The organism is Hymenobacter sp. BT559, assembly GCF_016427535.1.
Taxonomy (GTDB): domain Bacteria; phylum Bacteroidota; class Bacteroidia; order Cytophagales; family Hymenobacteraceae; genus Hymenobacter.
In genome coordinates, this window is record NZ_JAELXV010000003.1 from 648,615 (window position 1) to 667,490 (window position 18,876).

The 18,876-nt window shown below is 59.2% G+C and carries 12 protein-coding genes; 9 read left to right on the forward strand and 3 right to left on the reverse strand.

What is annotated here, in order from left to right:
* Nucleotides 1–17 precede the first annotated feature (17 nt).
* From hmpA to JAO77_RS13500, 5 genes are all read left to right on the forward strand, one after another.
* The gene (gene hmpA / locus JAO77_RS13480) at nt 18–1,220 is read left to right on the forward strand and encodes an NO-inducible flavohemoprotein (RefSeq protein ID WP_198990887.1); all 1,203 of its coding nucleotides are present in this window, start codon (nt 18–20) and stop codon (nt 1,218–1,220) included.
* Between the two features lie 282 nt (nt 1,221–1,502).
* Entirely contained in the window at nt 1,503–2,102 is a 600-nt protein-coding gene (locus tag JAO77_RS13485; RefSeq protein ID WP_198990888.1) for an RNA polymerase sigma-70 factor, read from the forward strand.
* A gap of 123 nt (nt 2,103–2,225) precedes the next feature.
* On the forward strand, nt 2,226–3,248 hold the full coding sequence (locus JAO77_RS13490; protein ID WP_198990889.1) for a FecR family protein: 1,023 nt from the start codon (nt 2,226–2,228) through the stop codon (nt 3,246–3,248).
* A gap of 153 nt (nt 3,249–3,401) precedes the next feature.
* On the forward strand, nt 3,402–6,665 hold the full coding sequence (locus JAO77_RS13495) for a SusC/RagA family TonB-linked outer membrane protein (protein WP_235998409.1): 3,264 nt from the start codon (nt 3,402–3,404) through the stop codon (nt 6,663–6,665).
* A 16-nt stretch (nt 6,666–6,681) separates the two neighbouring features.
* Complete coding sequence (locus JAO77_RS13500) at nt 6,682–8,388, forward strand: RagB/SusD family nutrient uptake outer membrane protein (protein ID WP_198990890.1); 1,707 nt, start codon at nt 6,682–6,684, stop codon at nt 8,386–8,388.
* Nucleotides 8,389–8,857: 469 nt separating this feature from the next.
* Here JAO77_RS13500 and JAO77_RS13505 read toward each other — a convergent pair whose 3' ends face one another.
* The 3 genes from JAO77_RS13505 to JAO77_RS13515 all read right to left on the reverse strand — a co-directional run bounded on the left by JAO77_RS13505 (nt 8,858) and on the right by JAO77_RS13515 (nt 13,530).
* Entirely contained in the window at nt 8,858–11,053 is a 2,196-nt protein-coding gene (locus tag JAO77_RS13505; protein WP_198990891.1) for a GH92 family glycosyl hydrolase, read from the reverse strand.
* 119 nt (nt 11,054–11,172) lie between these two features.
* Complete coding sequence (locus JAO77_RS13510) at nt 11,173–12,630, reverse strand: T9SS type A sorting domain-containing protein (RefSeq protein WP_198990892.1); 1,458 nt, start codon at nt 12,628–12,630, stop codon at nt 11,173–11,175.
* Between the two features lie 60 nt (nt 12,631–12,690).
* Nucleotides 12,691–13,530: an N-acetylglucosamine kinase gene (locus JAO77_RS13515; RefSeq protein ID WP_198990893.1), complete on the reverse strand. Its 840-nt coding sequence runs from the start codon at nt 13,528–13,530 to the stop codon at nt 12,691–12,693.
* 317 nt (nt 13,531–13,847) lie between these two features.
* On the opposite strand from JAO77_RS13515, the gene JAO77_RS13520 reads away from it, so the two are divergent.
* The 4 genes from JAO77_RS13520 to JAO77_RS13535 all read left to right on the forward strand — a co-directional run bounded on the left by JAO77_RS13520 (nt 13,848) and on the right by JAO77_RS13535 (nt 18,743).
* The gene (locus JAO77_RS13520; RefSeq protein ID WP_213019387.1) at nt 13,848–15,617 is read left to right on the forward strand and encodes a class I mannose-6-phosphate isomerase; all 1,770 of its coding nucleotides are present in this window, start codon (nt 13,848–13,850) and stop codon (nt 15,615–15,617) included.
* Nucleotides 15,618–15,686: 69 nt separating this feature from the next.
* Nucleotides 15,687–16,487, forward strand: coding sequence for a DeoR/GlpR family DNA-binding transcription regulator (locus JAO77_RS13525; protein WP_198990894.1), 801 nt, complete (start codon nt 15,687–15,689; stop codon nt 16,485–16,487).
* Nucleotides 16,488–16,654: 167 nt separating this feature from the next.
* On the forward strand, nt 16,655–18,040 hold the full coding sequence (locus tag JAO77_RS13530) for a sugar porter family MFS transporter (protein ID WP_198990895.1): 1,386 nt from the start codon (nt 16,655–16,657) through the stop codon (nt 18,038–18,040).
* Nucleotides 18,041–18,152: 112 nt separating this feature from the next.
* Nucleotides 18,153–18,743 (forward strand): RNA polymerase sigma factor, encoded by a 591-nt coding sequence (locus JAO77_RS13535; RefSeq protein WP_198990896.1) that lies wholly within the window; start codon nt 18,153–18,155, stop codon nt 18,741–18,743.
* Nucleotides 18,744–18,876: the final 133 nt, after the last annotated feature.

Below are 18,876 nucleotides of genomic sequence, written 5' to 3' on the forward strand. Positions count from 1 at the left end.
CCTTTAATTTTCATCCTATGACTCCCGAGCAAAAAGCCCTCGTCACGGCCACCGTCGGCACCCTCCGTGCGCACGGCGTGGCGCTGACCACCCACTTTTACCGCCGCATGTTCGAGCACAACCCCGAGTTGAAGAACGTCTTTAACATGGGCAACCAGCAAACCGGCAAGCAGCAAACCGCGCTGGCCATGGCCGTGCTGGCCTACGCCGAAAACATCGAAGACCCCTCGGTGCTGGTACACGCGGTAACCAAAATAGGCCACAAGCACGTCAGCCTCGACATCCGGCCCGAGCACTACGCCATCGTGGGCCGGCACCTGATAGCCTCTATCGGCGAAGTGCTGGGCGAGGCTGCCACGCCCGAGTTGCTCGATGCCTGGACTGTGGCATACGACCAGTTGGCCGCCCTGATGAGTGGCCTAGAAAGCGGCTTGTACCAAAAAGCCGTAAGCCAGGAGGGCGGCTGGACGAGCTGGCGGCCTTTCACCGTGCGGCAGAAGGTGGTCGAGTCCACGGAAATTACCTCCTTCTACCTGTACCCCGCCGATGGGGGTAGGGTCGCTGACTTCCTGCCTGGTCAGTACGTGAGCGTGCGCCTGTTCCTGCCTGAGCTGAACCTGTTCCAGCCTCGCCAGTACAGTCTCTCCAGCGCCCCGAATGGCGAGTATTACCGCATCTCGGTGAAGAAGGAAGTCGGTAGCCAACACCCCAATGGCATGATTAGTAACCGCCTCCACGACTTCGTGCACGAGGGCGATATCATCGAGCTAGCCGCTCCGGCCGGCGACTTCACCCTGGCAACAACCAAGCAAACTCCTGTAGTGCTGGTGAGCGGCGGCGTAGGCCAAACGCCGCTGCTGAGCATGCTCGACTATCTTATCCTGACCAATAGCCCCCGCCAGGTGGTGTGGGTACACGGCAGCCGCAATGCTGAAGTACACGCCTTTCGAGGGGCAGTAGCCGACCTAGCAACAGGCTGTAAGAACGTCGAGCAGCACATTTTCTACGACACCTTAGCTCTTGACCTGGAAGCTACCAACTACTACGCCGGCATTGTGGACCTGCAGAAGCTAGGTGGCATACTGTTGCCTGAGGCTGACTACTACGTGTGTGGCCCGGCACCTTTCATTCGCAAGCAGGTGCAGGATTTGGCGGCCCTAGGTGTGCTGCGCGCGGCCATTCACTTCGAAGAGTTTGGGCCGGCTACGCTGAGCGTGTAAGCAGTAGGATAGGGTGAGGGGGGAGTGATGCACCTGAAGCTTTCATGAAGCCCCTAGGTAGCTGGCCGGGCCGCAGGTGCACCGAGGCAAGACTAACGCTTTGCAAGTAACTTGATGGTAACTACAGCTGGTTTGAAGATTTGTGAATGAATGACATAGCATAAGGTAGTTGGCCTGTTCTGCTTTACTTACCGTGCTGTTTTTTTGGTATTACTATTTCATTGCAAAACAGTATATTTACTGTGCTCTTCCTTGGTGTTTCCACTTGTATTACTTACCCTTGTGAGTTCTTCGTCTCCGCGGTCGTATACCTCCTGGACCGATGCTGCTTTACTAGACGCAGTGGCCCAAGACGATTGGAGGGCTTTTGCCGAGCTGTATGAGCGGTATTGGTACCGGGTGTTTGCGCTGGCTTATCGCAAACTAAAATCGCGGGAGATAGCCGAAGAGCTGGTTCAGGAACTGTTTGCCACACTCTGGCACAAGCGGGGCCAGCAGGCAATTGCGCAGCCAGCAGAATACTTGCTGGTAGCTATCAACCACCGCGTGCTTACCTACATTCGGGCGCACCGCGTGCGGGAGCACTACGCCGACTATTGCCGCAACCTCGTAACCGAAGCCACGCACGAAACCGAAGACAACCTGGCGGTGGCCGACCTATCGGCCGCTTTGCTGCGGGGGGTAGAGCTGCTGCCCGAGAAGTCGCGGGAGGTATTTCGGATGAGCCGTCTAGAGCACCAATCGGTAGAGGAGATTGCGGCCCGCCTCGACGTAACGCCCAAAGCCGTGGAGTATCACTTGACCAAGTCGCTGAAGCGGATGCGGGCGTACTTGCGCGAGTTCTTGGTCGCCTTGCTGCCACTACTATTTTTTGTGCGGTAAACTATAGTGCGACAGTAGTATACGGTTGTAGAATGACTGTCGACAAAAAAAGTTTGACTATTTTTTTAGGGGTGCGTCAGGGGTAGGAGTCTTTCCTTTTACACTCCCACCCCTGCCACTGTCATGACCGAATCTGAATTTGAGGCGATGCACCAGCGCTACCTCGACGGCACCAGTCGGCCGGGCGAGCGCGAGCTGATGGAGCAGTGGAGCCGGCAGCTCGGGGCGTCAGAAAACCTGACCCTGCCCGAGTCCGAGCGTGAGCAGGTGCGGGTGGCAATGTGGCGCCGCATTGAGGTGCTGGCGCACGGTGATGGTGGCGCTACCGGCCGCGTGCTTCGGCACCCGGCCTCCTTTTGGCGCACACCCATCATGCGCTGGGCCGCCGCGGTGTTGCTGTTTCTGGGTGCGGCACTCGCCGTGCTACTGCCGCGCCGCCAGGTGCCCATTGCCGCGCCAAGCTGGGTGCAGCAGCACAACACTGGTAAGCAGCCTGAAATACTTACCCTGGCCGACAACAGCCGCGTCACGTTGTACCCGGGCAGCAGCCTGCAGTACCGGCCCGGCCTAGCCGGCGCGCGTCGTGAGATTAAGCTTCGGGGTGAGGCGTTTTTTCAAGTGACAAAGAATCCGGCCCGGCCATTCTTGGTGTATACCGAGCAGCTCGTGACAACGGTTCTTGGCACCAGCTTTCGGGTAAAAGCCTACCTAGGGCGCCCCAACGAGGTGGCCGTGCAGGAAGGCCGCGTGGCCGTGCAACTGCGCCGCGGTGCTGACCTAGGCGCTACGCCGGCGCAGCCGGCTGCCGGGGGCATATTGCTGCTACCCAACCAGCAGGTGGCTTATTCGGCCCTGGCGCCGCGCTCGCTGCAGAAGAAACTCGTTGCCAACCCCATTGTACTGGCTCCGCAGGCTTTTACCTTCGAAAAGCAGCCCGTTATCAGTGTGTTGCAGGCGTTGGAAAAAGCCTACGGGGTCACTATCCTCTACGATAAAAACAAGCTAGCGGGCTGCACCATCACGGTCACGTTCTACCAAGAGTCGCTCTACGAAAAGCTCGATGTGCTGAGCCAGGCCCTCGGGGCCAGCTACGCTACTATCGACGATGCCCAAATTCGATTTCGCAGCAACGGCTGCGCTTTGTAAACCCTGCGGGTAGTGCGAGGCGGTGCGCTGCAAGGCCCGCTCCTGCGGCCACCGGGCTATCCTCAATACCCTTGGCAAGTTGCCTAATCCTTTTAGCAAGCAGTAGTCTAAACAATTAGTTTCTTTATTTCCCACCCCAATCGTTTGCAGTGCATGAAAAGTAGCTTACCTATTTCGAGGCGCTTTGGCTACCCCCTGCGGGTATTAGCGCTTCAGTCTGTTTTGGCCCTGCCGCTGACTGCTACCGCCATTGCGCGGCCAGCCATGGCCCAACAAGCGGTGCTAGAGCGGCGCGTCACGCTTCAGGCCGAATCTCAAACCATTGAGTCGGTGCTGAACCAACTCGGCAAGCAGCTGCGTGTGCATTTCGTGTACAGCCCGCAGCTCATTGGCTCCGACCGGCGCGTGACGCTGCGCGTCACGGACGAGCCGCTGCAGCAGGTGCTAGACGAGCTGCTAGCGCCGCGCAAGTCGCACTTTGAAGTGCGCAAAGACCGCGTAATCCTTAGCCAGCCGCAGCTCGGCAGCAGCGCCGCCAACATCCCCGTGTCGGGCCGCGTGACGCAGGGCAAAGGCGAGGGGCTGCCCGGAGTTACCATCATCGTGAAGGGCACCACGCAGGGCGCCACTACCGATGGCGACGGCCGGTTTTCAATAAGCGTGCCCGAAGGCAGCGTGCTGCAGTTCAGCTCCGTTGGCTTTAGCCCGCAGGAAGTAACGGTGCGCGAGGCTACTACTACCCTGGCCATCACCCTGCAGGAAAACAGCCAATCGCTCGACAACGTGGTGGTAGTAGGCTACGGCACGCTCGACAAGAAAGAGGTGACCAGCGCCATCACCCACATCGACAGCCGCGACCTGCTCACGGTGGGTGCCATCAACCCCCTTACAGCACTGCAAGGCAAAGTGGCCGGCCTGACTATTGCCAATGGCTCGGCCGCCGACCCCAACTCGCAGCCTAGCATTCAGTTGCGGGGGGTGTCGTCGCGCAGCGCCGGCCTAGGGCCGCTCATCGTAATCAACGGCGTGCCGGGCGGTAACCTAGAGAACATCAACCAGAACGACATCGAGTCGATTGACGTGCTGAAGGGCGGGGCTGCCTCCGCTATCTACGGCACGCGCGGCAGCAACGGCGTAATCGTAGTAACCACCAAGAAGGGCACAAAAGACAATCGGGTAGACTACAACACCTACGCCACGTTTGACTACGCCACACTGCAGCCCAAGGTGCTTTCGGCTGACGAGTTTCTGACTCAGAAGCGCGGCACGGACTTCGGTGCTAAAACGAATTGGCTAAACGAAATCTCGCGTAGCTACGCCTTTGCACAAAAGCATACCCTCACGGCTTCGGGCGGGTCGGAAAACAGCAACTATCGGGCTACGTTTGACTACCGCGATGCCAAAGGCATTGACGTGCGCTCGGGCCGGCAGGAGTATGGCGCGCGTATCTCGCTGAACCACAATTCGGCCAACAAGCTCTACTCCATCGGGCTCAACTTTGCGCCGCGCTACATCAACGCCCGCAACGCTGACTACGCCAGCTTTGAGCAAGCGCTCACGCTGAACCCTACTATTCCGGTGCTGAACACCACCAACCCGAACCTTTACTACGATATTCGGTCGGGCTTTGATGGGCCGTTTAACCCCGCCGAGCGCCTACGCACGGAGCTAAATGGCACCGAAGGTAAAATCCTGAACTTCGATGCCACCTTCAAGCTCAACCTGCTGCCCAACCTGAACACGCAGGTTACCTACGGGCAGTTTACTAGCGACTACTTCGACTTCGCGTTCCGGCCGTCGACCTCCACGTTTGCCGCTAAGAACGAGGGGAGTATGAACTCGGCCAGCCGCAACTACAACCGCAGCGACCAGCGCAGTCTGGAGTGGATAGGCAACTACTCGCTCACTAAGAACGACCATGCTTTGCAGGTCCTAGGGGGGTATTCGTACCAGTATTTCGTGTCAGAAGGCAACGGTATTTATAACCGTAATTTTCCGTCCGACGCCTTTACGTACAACAACATCGGCACCGGCCTCTACGGGCAAGTGGCCGGGCGCACCGATGGCAGCAGCTACAAAAACGATTCGAGGCTGATTGCCTTCTTTGGGCGCGTCAACTATTCCTTTAAGGACCGCTACTTGCTGTCGGCCAGCTTGCGCCACGAGGGCTCTTCAAAATTTGGTACCGATAACAAGTGGGGCGATTTCCCGGCCGTGTCGGTGGGCTGGCGCATCAGCCAGGAGGCTTTCCTAACCAATCAGAAGTGGATAAACGACCTGAAGCTGCGGGCTGACTATGGTGTAACCGGTAACCAGGACTTCGGCAACTACTTGTCGCAGAACCTCTATGGGGGCTTCGGCTACTACCTGCTAGGTGGCACATACTACCAGGTGTACGGGCCCACCCAAAACCTCAACGCCGACCTACGCTGGGAGCAAGCTCAGAGCTTCAACGTGGGGGTAGACTTTGCCCTGTTTAATAACAAGCTGACTGGTAGCGTTAACTACTACGCTCGCCGCAACAAAAACCTGCTCGGCAGCTACGCCGTGCCCATTCCGCCCAACACGCAAGGCAGCACGTTTGCCAACGTTGGCACCCTGGATAATACGGGTGTGGAGGTGCAGTTGAATGCGCCCATCGTTAGCCGGCCTGACTTTCAGTGGTCGGTGTCCTTCGCTGGCGCTACCAACGGTAACAAGTTCGTTTCGTTCTCCAACGACACTTACCAGGGTCAAACGTTTATCGACGTAGTGGGCCTGCCCTCGCCGGGCTCGCCGGGCAATGCCCAGCGCCTGCAGGAAGGCCAGCGTATCGGTACGTTCTACATGTTGAAATCAGCGGGGGTTGATGACCAGGGCCGCCTGCTGGTGTACGCCCAAGACGGCAGCGTTATTGTGGGCAACAAGGCTACCCTAGCCGACCGGCAGGTGGTGGGCAATGGCCTGCCCAAGTACACGCTCAGCCTAGGTAACACCTTTACCTATAAAAACTTCGATGCGGCCATCTTCATCCGGAGCGTGCTCGGCTTTGATGCCTATAATACCCGTGCCTTCTACCTAGGCACGCCAGCTACGCAGTCTAATGCCAACGTGCTGACTTCGGCCTATGGTGATAGCAAGTATGCTAGGCTCACTGACCCCACGACTACCAACGTGCTCTCGGACTACTTCTTGGAGAAGGGCGACTTCGTGAAGCTCGACAACGTGAGCCTAGGGTACACTTTCCAGTTCACGTCGAAGTATGCGCGCTCGCTACGCCTGTATGCCGCGGCTAAGAACATCGTGACCATCACGAGCTACACCGGCGGCGACCCCGACATCCTGCCCATCAACGGGCTGTACCCGGGCATCAATAGCAACCGCCAATACTATCCTTCTACCACGCAGGTCCTGTTTGGCCTTCAGCTAGGCCTGTAATCCCACCCCCGCAGCCATGACTTTTTCTAAAACATACGCCCGCCTGTCGGCGGCTCTGGTGCTGGCCGGGTTGAGCAGCTGCACCGACCTAAACGAAACGCTCTACGACCGCATTACGCCCGACAACTTCCTGCGCACCAAGGACGACGTGTACCGGGACTTCCTGCGCACCTTCGAGCACGGCTACAATACCATACAGGATAACCCCTATCAGCTACAGGAGCTGAGCGCCGACCAGCTGATGACCCCCAACCGCGAGGGTGACTGGTTTGACGGTGGGCAGTATGCCCGGGCGCACTACCACACCTGGACGGTGCAGGAGGGCTACATCAACGGCACGTGGAACTTGCTTTACCAGGGCATTACGTTGGATACCAACTCGCTGGAAGATATTCAGGCGCTTGACCCAACCCGGTTTAACATGACCGTGGCCGAGCAAAACCAGCTCATTGGCGAGCTGCGTGTGATGCGCGCCTGGTACTACTTGCGCCTGCTCGACTTGTTTCGCAACGTGCAGATTATCACCAAGGTGAAGGGGGAAGTAAAGGGGCCCAACCAGTCGACGCCCCAGGAAACATATGCCTTCATTGAAAAGGAGCTGAAAGAGTCGCTGCCGACGCTGCTGGCCAAGGGCGACCAGGGCACGGCGCAGTTTCAGGGGCGCTGGACCAAGGCGGGCGCTGCCGCGCTGCTGGCCCGCCTCTACCTGAACGCCAACGTTTACATCGGGCAAGACCACTACAACGACTGCGCCGCGGTGTGCCAGGATATTGTAGACGGTAAGTACGGCACCTACGCCGTCGAAAGTCGCTGGGACGCGCCCTTCGACTGGAACAATGACCAGTCGTCAGAGACCATTTTTGCGTTCCCGGGTTCGTTTGGCCGTTCGCACTGGCAGTATGAGGGCGGGATGTACTTCTGGGGGCTGCCTTACAACGTGCCCGTCAACTACTTCGGGTTCACCGATTTTGGCAGCGGTAACCCACGCTATGCCTTGCAGCCGGGCCGCGACGTAGACAACAGGGTCTACACCTTTGCGCAGGGCAAGCCGCTTATCAATTTTCAGAAGTACGCCGACGACGTGCGCTTGAAAAACTATAAAAACCTAGGCAACAGCACCCGCGAGGGCATGTTTTTGCAGGGCTACCTAAAGGATATCAACGGCCGCGATACCATTAAGAGCACCCGTGGCTATACGCTGTATCTGCGCGACCAAGTGGGCCTGTTTAAAGGTACTAAGCCCACGCAGGTGCTAGCCAACAAGACGTCGGACATGAATAATGCCGACCAGAACTCGGGTATTCCACTGGTGAAGTATCCCTTCTATCCATCATCTGACCCGAATAAGATTGAGGCAGACTACGCCGAAATCCGCTTTGCGGAAATAGTGTATATGCTGGCTGAGTGCAAGTTCCGGGCCGGCGACCGCGCCACGGCTGCGCAGCTGCTCAACACGGTGCGGAAGCGCAACTACCCCACGGGCTCAACCAGCTTGTATGCCGCTGGCGGCGCTACCCTCACCGAGCAAGAGCTGCTTGACGAGTGGGGCCGCGAGTTCATCGGCGAAGGCCGCCGCCGCATCGACCTCATCCGCTTCGGTAAATTCAACACGGCCATTTGGTGGGATAAAACGGCAGATGCCGACGACCACACCAAGATTTACCCTATTCCGCTGAATGCGATGAACACCTCGCCACAGCTCAAGCAAAATCCTGGCTATTAAAATATAGTAGCTAGTACACGGCTAAGAAAGCAAGCTTATAACAGTAGTGCCGGACGTGGCCCTCATTACCTGCATGGGTAGTGAGGGTTACGTCCGGCACTACTGTTTAGGCCTGGTCAGCGGAAAACGTATTTGCTAGTACCTAGGTGGCTGTGAGTGCTACGAAAGTGTGTAGGTGGCACCTAGGGCCCTATGCGCAACTCTTGCTTTGTAAGTAAGCTGCTTAAGAAAAGAGGAGGTCTTCCAAACCGTCATGTTGAACGTAGTAAAGCCTCTCTATCACTTCATCGCTAGCGCATCCATTGCTGCACCAGCAAGATGCTTCCTTCGTCAGCATGACATTGTAGAAGGCTCGATGGCGCGCAACTGTGTTCTATGCCATCGGTACTGCGATGATAACTCAAGCGCTAAACAAGACGAAGCCGCAGCCCACCTAGGTGGGCTGCGGCTTCGTCTTGTTCTAGGTTGCTTACTTTGCTACAACCTCTACTTGACCGCCGGTATTGAATAGCTGGTGGGGTACGAAGTATCCCGGATTTGAAGTCCCGTTTACCCGGATATTACTCAGATTGCGGCTGGCGCCAGATTTTTTTACAGTTAGCACTTTGCCGTTGGGCATGGTCCAGCGCACCTCATCGAAGAGGGGCAGCGTGACGATGTAGCGCGCATCGGCCGCCGATAAGGGGTAGAGGCCGGTAGCGCCGAAAACGTACCAGGCCGACATTTCGCCTGCATCGTCCATGCCCGAGAAGGCGAGGCCTTTTTCGCCGGTGTTGTAAAACTTGGCCATGATTTCATCGAGACGCTGCTGCGACTTTTCGGGCTTGCCCACGAAGTAGTAGGAGAACGGCGTTTCGTGGTCGGGCTGGTTGCCGTGGCAGTACTGGCCGATAAATCCTGATACGTTGCGGGCAATGTAGCTCGGGTTCCAGGGCACCGTGAACAAGGAATCTAGCTTGGCCTCGAAGGGCCGCGGGCCGCCGTAGAGGTCTACCAAGCCCGGCATGTCGTGGGGCGCGAAGAAGGAAACCTGCCAGGCGTTGGCTTCGCGGTACATGTACTCGTAGTAAGGGTACTGGGGGTTGAAGTGCTGCACCCACTGGCCATCGGCCCGGCGGCCACGCATAAACTTGGTGCCGGGGTCAAACACGTTGCGATAGTTTTTGGAGCGCGCCATCAGCGTCCGGTACTGCGCGGTGTCCTTCAAGATTTTGGCGAGCTGGGCCACGGCGTAGTCGTCGAAGGCATATTCCAGCGTCTTCGACACGCCAGCGCTACCCTTGGTTTCTACATTCGGGGTAGCGACCTCATCGGTGGCGATGTAGCCTTTCTGAATGTATTCCTTGATGTGGGGCCGGGTGCCGCCTTCCACGTTGGCATTACGCAGTAGCAAGCGGTACACGTCTTTTACATCGAAGTTGGTGACGCCGCGCTGGTACGCCCCCGCCACGAACGACGCCGCGTGGTCGCCGTGAAAGAAGGTCGGGATGAAGCCAGTCTTATTGCCAATGTCCTGCATCGACTTGATGATGTCGGCGGTCACGCCCGGCGCGAGCATGCTCATCAGCACGTCTTTGTTGCGGTAGGTGTCCCAGAGCGATGGGGTGGTGTAGTACTGGAAGTCGGCCTTAACCACCTTGCCCTTCACGTCGGTGTACTCGCCGTTGACGTCGCTGCGCAGAGCGGGCCACAAAAACGAGCGGTAGAGGCAGGTGTAGAACATGGTTTGCTGCTGCGCCGTGCCGCCCTTCACGCTCACGCGGGTGAGCAGCTGGTTCCAGGTGTTGGTGGCCGCGCGCCGCACTTCGTCAAACGAACGGGTGCCCAGTTCCTGCGCCAGGTTTTGCTGCGCGTTTTGGATGCTCACAAACGAAACACCAATGCGCAGCTCCACGGGCTTGCGGTCGCCGTTGGCCAGGCGCAGCACGGCCAGGCCTTCTTTGTTGCCCTTGTTCTTGATGCTTACTTCTTGAATATCCGAGTTGAGCTGGGCGTAGAAATAAGCGGTTTGCTCACCGGTTTTCTGGAAGCCCTGCACGGCCCTAGGTCCTACTTTCTCGAGGTTCCAGTCGTTTACGTTCTCGTTCGAGCGGCCCAGCTTGAACACGAGGCTGCGGTCTTGCGGCTGGTCGTAGTAGTACTGGTGCAAGCCGCAACGCAAAGTCGAGGTCAGCTGCACTCGCACTTTGTAGTCCCGTAGCGTGACGCCGTAGTAGCCCGGCGCCGCCGTTTCGGTAGCGTGCGAGAAGTGAGAAGAATAGCGGCCGTTGGCATCAGGCGCGCCTACTACGGGCAGTACGGGCAGGTGGCACAGGTTCCAGTGCCCCTTGTTAGTATGGGCAAAGGCCTGCATCACCGAGTCTTCGTACTGGTAGCCCGAGCCGGTGTTAAACTCCGTGATGGGGCTCAGCTGCACTAGGGCATTGGGCAGGGAACTGCCCGGAAACGCCAGCCCGGCCCACACGCCGTGCCAGTCGGGCGGGGCCACGTAACCCACCAGCTTAGGGTCGGTGAAGGCCGCCGTGCCGATGAGGGGATTCACGTACTGGGCAGGTCCCTTACTCGCAGTACCCACGCCACCGCCCGACGATGGCACCGTTTTGGCGCAGGAAGCGAGGCCTAGGGCCGCAGACAGAAACAAATAGCGTAGGCTGGTAAACGTCATGTTACGCAAGAGATAAGCGTGGAAAAGGAGTGCCGCGCGGCTTCACGGCGTTAGAGTCGGCTGCTGTTAGCGCTGGGTTGCAGGGGAAAGGAAGCGAGCTGCACGTTGCCAGAGCAGCCCTAATCGGCCTGCTTCACAAAGCGCTTGGTTAGGCGTTGCCCGTCGGCCAGCCAAGACACGGTATAGACGCCGGGCACCAGCGCCGACACATCGAGCGTGGCGGCCGGCGCGTGGGTCGTGAGCACCGTTTGCCCTAGGGCGTTCAAGACCGTGACGTTGCTCGCTATAGGTTTGCGGTTGGCTTGCAGCGTGAGGCGGCCCTTTACCGGGTTAGGAAACAAGTCAGTGGCTTTGGCGGCTGCGGGGCCGGTAGTGGCCAGCGGGGTACTGGTGGCCTGCGCCACGCGCAGAATAGCCGCCGCCGCGCAGGCTTGGCCCATCATCTGCACATTGGCCGGGAAGATGTAGCGGCGGTCGAGGTTCCAGGTGCCGTCGGTGTCGCTGTACGTGCCGGGGTAGTAACCAAGCTGGTCGCGGCCGTAGTCGATGAGGTAGTCTACGATGCTGCGAGCCGCATCGAGCCACTTGGCGTTGCGGTCTACTTCATAAAAGTCAACCAGCATCTCGACCATGTCGCTGCCACCCCAAAACGAGATTTCGCTCACGCCCTTACCCGGCGTGTACCACTGCCGGAGGCAGGCGTTGGCCATAAGGGTGGCGTCGTCGAGGTAGCGGCTGTCGCCGGTGCGCTGGTAGAGGCGCAGGGCCAGCTGAATGTCGGGCGTGGTTTGATAGGCCCGGTAGCCCGCGCCATTCTCGCCGTTGCCGCTCAGGCTCCAGACGCCGTTGTTATTGAAGCTGTACTGATTAATCAGGTTGGTGCCAGCGTCGCGCAGCCGGTGGCTTGGGTCGTTGATGAGTTCGTAGTAGTGCTTGGCGATGTCGAGGTATTTGGGGTCGGAGTTGTTTTTTGCCAGCAAGGCGCAGTGCAGCGCGGGCAAGATGGTGGCCTGCGAGTAAAACTTACCCCGGCCCAGCTCCGCTTCTTTTTGCGGCACGCCCCAACTGGCATCGCGGGCGCTGAGGCAGTAGTTGAGGCCGATGAGTGAGCGGTCGTAGATGCCAGTTTCGGTTGGCAGCACCTGCTGGTAAGCGTCTATCAGGGCCAGCCCCACGATGGCGTTGTCGTCGTAGAGCGGGTCGGCGCCGCGCACGATGTCGGAGGCATACTTGCCGTTTTGCAAGTATTGGTCGAGGGCGTAGGCATACGACTTAAGCCGCTCGGTGTACTTGGCCGGGTTGGCTAGGGCGCCGTAGCGTAGGGCCCGCAACATGTGCGAGGCCGGCCACACGTAGCTCACGCCGCCGCGCTCCACAACAACGTTTTCGTTACCGTCTAGCTGCTCCACGTAAAGCTGCTTGCTGGCGTTGTAGAACTTGGTATTGAGCTTGTCGAGAATGGCCTCACCGGCTACTTGGTACTTATTCTGGCCAAAGGCGGCCGAGGCCGTCAATAAGCAGCTAGCTACCAGTAAGGCGAGCCGCGGCCCCCTAGCTATGAGTGTAGAAAAGCGCATCGCAACTTGCCAGATAGGGGGTGGGAAAAAGTAGGGGAGGAGCGCCGTAAAGGCCAGTGCCTAGGCCAGGTGATAGGATACTAAGTCATCGATAGGAGCACTGATGATTTTGCCCACCGCCATGCCGTGCGCAGCAGCCACCTGGGTTAGTGTCTCACGGAAGTTATAGCCCACTGACCCCACGCAATTGAAGGTATGCGACTGGTAGGTAGGGTATTTCTTGATGATATTCCGGAAAAAAGCATCGAATGCCTCAGTCACCAGGTGCTGGCAATAGCTCGCTTGGTTATGGTCGTTGGCAAACTTGGCGAAGCTGGCAATGAAGCGGTTCGGAAACGGCTGGTTATACAGCCGGTCCAAAATATCGTCGCGCTCTAGGCCGTAGGTAGTGCGAAACTCGGCCGCCAAGTCGGCGGGCATATCGCCACGCAGGTAGTCGCGCAGCAGCGCCTTGCCGATGAAGGCCCCGCTGCCCTCGTCGCCCAAAAAGTACCCTAGGGAGTCCACGTTGTGCGTTACGCGCTCGCCATCATATACGCACGAATTGGTGCCCGTGCCCAGGATGGCCGCAAACCCTGGCTGCCGGCCCAGCAGCGCCCGCGCCGCCGCCAGCAGGTCGTGGCCCACAAATACGCGTGCCTGCCCAAACACTGCCTGCATGGCATCGGCCACCGTGGCCACCTGCTGCGCCGATACCACGCTGGCCCCGTAGTAATACACCTCCGTGATAGCTGCTGCATCTAGCGTGGCTGGTAGGCTTTGGTGCAGCGAGGCAGTGATACCCGCCGTGCTGATAAACTCCGGGTTGTAGCCCTCCGTGTGGAAAAAGGAGCGGGCACCGTGGGTATCAACCAGGCACCAAGTAGTCTTGGTAGAGCCGCCGTCTGCTATCAGTATCATGGGTGGGGTAGGAAAGAGGCTGGCGCCGAGTAGTTTGGAATAGCTCGGCTGTTTCAGGACTTGTAGCTAAAAGCTTTTGGCAAATTAAACAAAGAATCTTGCTACAATAAAAATTATTTTGCTCGTTTTGGTATCAAACGAACATTTTTGTTGTCAATATTTGCAGTAGAAAGCGCGGCCTTGCTGCGACGGGCATGTGAAATCACTCTTCTCAACCTTATCCAAGACAGGCTTTCTGGCCTAGGTCGGCTTACAGGCCGCCAGTTGGATTACGGTACCGTCCCGCGCCTTTTTATACATTTTCACCTATCAGTACCATGCGTTCATCCAACTACGACAAGTTTCCCTTCGTGCCGGTAGCGGCGCAAGCCGACGCTTGCCAAGTGGGGTGGGCCGCTATCGTGGGAGTGTTGCAAGCGGCGCTGGCCGCCCGGCCCGCTGCGCCTGGCCAGCCGACGGTGCTGGCCGTAGAGTGCTACCCCGGCACCGACCTAGGGCAGCTGCGGCAAGCGCTAACGCAGGCCCTGCAGCCGGCCCGGTGCCTAGTAGCCGACAACCTCTACCGCGCCCCCGCCGACATCGACGCCATGGTAGCCGGCCCGCTCACCGACGACCCGGTTTTTGGCCGACTCAATGGGCTGACGATTGATGATTTTTTCGACATAGAAAAGCTGCAGGCCGCGCAAGCCGAGCTGGCTGCGGCGGCCGGCGAGCTAGTGCTGGTGCTAGGCACCGGGGCCACCTTGGTGTGCCCCGATGCCACAGTAGTAGTCTACGCCGACCTAGCCCGCTGGGAAATTCAACTTCGGCAGCGGCGCGACGAAATCGGTAACCTAGGCAGCAATAACATAGCCGAAAAGGCTAGCCTCAAGTATAAGCGGGCCTTCTTTGTAGACTGGCGGGCGGCCGACCGCCTGAAGAAACAGGTGTTGCCCCGCACCGATTTTCTGCTCGATACCAACGACCCCACCGCACCCAAGCTCATCAGCGGGGCCGACCTGCGGGCCGGGTTGGCAGCTGCCGTGCAGCGGCCGTTCCGGGTAGTGCCGTTTTTTGACCCCGGCGTGTGGGGCGGGCAGTGGATGCGCGAAAAGTTTGACCTGCCCGACGGCCCGGCCAACTACGCCTGGGGCTTCGACTGCGTGCCCGAAGAAAACTCGCTGCTGCTGGGCTTTGGCGAAGCGCGGGTAGAAATCCCGAGCATCAATCTCGTTTTCCTGCACCCACGCGAGCTGCTGGGCGAGGCTGTGCACGGGCGCTTCGGCACCGAGTTTCCCATTCGCTTCGACTTTCTCGATACCGTGGGTGGCGGCAACCTTTCGCTGCAAGTGCACCCGCTCACGGAGTACGCTTTCGACAAGTTTGGCCTGGCCTACACCCAGGATGAAAGCTACTACATGCTCGATGCTGAGCCCGGCGCGAGCGTGTACCTAGGGCTGAAGGAAAACGTGGATTTCCCAGCGATGGTGTCCGACTTGCAGCGCGCCCAAGCCGACAGTACGGCGCCCTTCCCCGCAGCCAAGTATGTAAATGATTTTCCGGCCCGCAAGCACGACCACTTTCTGATTCCGGCGGGTACTATTCACTGCTCGGGGGCCCAGGCAATGGTACTGGAAATTTCGGCCACGCCCTACATCTTCACCTTCAAACTCTGGGACTGGGACCGCCTCGGCCTCGACGGCCGGCCTAGGCCTATTCACCTTGCCCACGGCGCGGCCAACATTCAACCTGACCGCACCACGGCCTGGGTAGAGCAGCACCTGGTAAACCAAGTGCAGCCCGTAGCCAGCGGTGACGGCTGGCGCGAAGAGCGCACCGGCCTGCACGAGCGCGAGTTCATTGAAACGCGCCGCCACTGGTTTACGGGGCTGGTGCCGCACCACACCAACGGGGGCGTGCAGGTGCTCAATTTGGTGCAGGGCGCTGAGGCCATCGTCGAGAGCCCCAGCGGGGCCTTCGAGCCCTACGTGGTGCACTACGCTGAGACGTTTATCGTGCCCGCGGGGGTAGGGGCCTACACCATTCGGCCACACGGCCCGGCCCTAGGTACCGAGTGTGCTACCATGAAAGCCTACGTGCGGACCTAGGCACAGCGGAAGGCCATTACATAATGGCCAACTTTGCTTTTTCAATCACTTAGCAAAACGTTACTCCCTGTGTCTGACTTATTGATTCCTGATAACGCTGCAGCTGTCCGCGCCCAAACCATCGTTGAAAAGCTGCTACACACCGGCACTGTGGCCGTGGATGAGCTAGCCGCGCAGTTTGGCGTGTCGGTGGCTACCGTGCGGCGCGACCTGATGGAGCTGGAGCAGCGCGGCCGCCTGCGGCGCACGCACGGCGGCGCCGTGCCCCGCGAGCCCCTGCTCTACGAGCCCTTCCGCTACGACTCCAGCTTTCACGAGCAGATAGACCGCAACCTGGCCGAGAAGCGCCGCATTGGGCTGGCCGCGGCGGCGCTCATTCAGCCGGGCGAAATCATTTCGCTCACGGCGGGCACCACCACCACGCAAGTCACGCGCAGCCTGCGGCCGGGTGCAAATGTTACGGTCGTGACCAACACCGTGAACGTGGCCATGGAGCTGAGCCACCGCGACGACGTGCGCGTGTTCGTGACCGGCGGCTTCCTCACGGGCGGCTGGTTTTCGCTGGTGGGTCCCGCTACTACGCAGGCCCTGAGCCAGTTCTTTGTCGATAAAGTCTTTCTGGGTGTCAATGGCATCGATGCCCAAAAGGGCCTGACGTCGCTGCACCCAGAAGAAGCCGCCGTGATACAAGTGATGGTGCGCCAGGCCAAGCAGCGCATCGTGGTGGCCGACCACACCAAGCTCGGCACGGTCGCTTCGTCGCTCATCTGCCCCATTGCCGAGGTGCATCAGCTCATCACCGACACCGGCGCAATGGAGGAGCAAGTAGCTCCTTTCCGCGCGCTGGGCATCGAGGTGCTGCTTGTCTGAGACCCGCAACCTAGGGCGGTTCAAGTAGCCCTAGGCAACGGCGAATAGTAGTTGCGCAGGCTTGGTAGGCCGCAATGCCGCACACCCCGCCGCGGATTACCAAGTCCGCGCAACTGTCATTCCTGCAACACCCTTTTCCTGACTCTCCACTCTTTTCCCACCCTGCTATGCACACACAAGCTGTCCCCAACTTCCCTCTTCGCGAAGCGGCTACCGGGCCACCGGCCCCAGGCGGCAGTGCCGCCTACGTGTACCTGATTGCGGCCGTAGCAGCGCTGGGTGGGCTGCTGTTTGGCTTCGACACGGCCATTATTAACGGCGCCTTGGTCTTTTTGAAAAAAGACTTTGGCCTGACCGACTCGCAAACCGAGCTAGCAGCCAGCAGTATCTTGTTTGGGGCGGTAGCGGGCGCGGCCATTGCCGGCTGGCTGACTGACCGCTACGGGCGGCGGCGCCTACTGTTTGGGGCGGCAGCACTCTTTACGGTGTCGGCGCTGGCGGCAGCGGTGCCGCGCACGCTCACCGAGTTTGTGCTGGCGCGGCTGGCGGGTGGCTTGGCCATTGGAGTAGCCTCGCTGCTGGTGCCGCTTTACATCGCCGAGATTGCCCCGGCCCGCATGCGGGGGAGTTTGGTGACCCTCAATCAGCTGGCTATTGTGTCGGGTATTTTGCTGGCTTACGTGGCCAGCTACTACCTAGCCGACCTAGGGCTAGCGTCGTGGCGTTGGATGTTTGCGGCCGCCGCCGTGCCCTCGCTGCTGTTCATGGTCACGCTGCTATTGGTGCCAGAAAGCCCCCGCTGGCTGCTGGGCCAGGGCCGCGATGCCGAGGCCCTAGGTACCCTCACGCGCCTCAACGGCGCCGCGGCGGCCACTACCGAGGCCGAAGAAATTCAGGCTGCCCTGGCCGCCGAGCAAGGCGAAGAAGCTAGTCTGAGCCAGCCGCGCCTGCGCAAGCCCTTGCGCATTGCGGTAGTCCTGGCGGTGTTGCAGCAAGTCACGGGCATCAACACCATTCTCTACTACGGCTCCATCATTTTCACCGAGCACAGCGGGCAGAGCGCCTCGTCGGCCATCGGGGCCAATGCCCTTATAGGAGGTATCAACTTCGCGGGCACCATCGTGGCGCTGTTCATCATTGACCGGGTGGGGCGCAAGCCATTGCTACTTTTTGCGTCGGGCGGCATGGCGCTGGCGCTGGGTGCGCTGGTAGTGGGGCTGCAGCTGCATGCGCCGGCCACGTGGCTGCTGGGGCTCATTATGCTCTACGTGGCCTGCTTTGCGGTGGGGCTGGGGCCGGGCGTGTGGGTTGTGATTACCGAGATTTTCCCCAATGCCGTGCGGGGGCGGGCGGCCTCGCTGGCCACGGTGGCTCTGTGGGCAGCCTGCACCCTTATTTCCTTTACCTTCTTGTCATTGGTGAAAGCCGCAGGTCTGGCGGGTGCGTTCGGGCTCTACGCGGTACTTTCGGCGTTCACCTTCGTCTTTGTCTGGCGCGGCGTGCCCGAAACCAAAGGCCGGACGCTGGAAGAGATTGAACGAGGATGGCAGTAGATGGGTTGGGGCCCAGTAAACGGCTCGGCTGCTTAACTTGCTAATACGTTTAAGCGATGGCTGAATTCTTCGCTCTCCGGCCACCTGTATCCTTCTTAACCCACTCACTTATATGCTATTGCTTGATGCTTCGCTGTGGAATGAATTTCTGGCGGGCAGTAAGCAAGCGTTCGAGCGCATTTTCCTGACGCATTACGACGAGCTGTTCCGCTACGGCGTGCGCCTAACTGGTGAAGAAGAAGTTGTTAAAGACTGCATCCAAAACCTGTTTCAGCGGCTGTGGCAGCGCCGCAAGGTGCTGGGGCCCGTCGAAGAAATCAGGCCCTATTTATTCACGGCGCTGCGCCACCATGTCACCGACGAGGCACGCGCCCAGAAGCGCCGCACCGCCCTGCAAAGCGGCTACCTAGGGGAAGCCCCGGTGCAACACTCACCCGAAGAGTTTTTGATAGCCCAGCAGCTTACTACCGAGCAGCAGACCCAGTTGCTGGGGGCGCTGCAGCAGCTCAGCAACCGGCACCGCGAGGCCTTGTCCCTCAAGTTTTTTGAAGGCTTCAGCTACGACCGCATTGCCGAGATTATGGACCTTAACCAGCAGTCGGTACGCAATCTGGTGCACCAAGCCATCAAGCGGATGCGCCAAGTACTGCCGCACCCCTTGCTCCTGCTTTTGCACGGGCTGCTGCTGAATTGCTGGCTTTGAGGCTGAAGTCAGCACACCACATCTGTCATGCTGCGCGCTGTATGACGAAAAAGAGATTTTTTGAAACCTTTTTACGCATGATAAAACACTGTAAAATAGGGTATTGAAAAATATTTTAAAAAAATTTCACGTT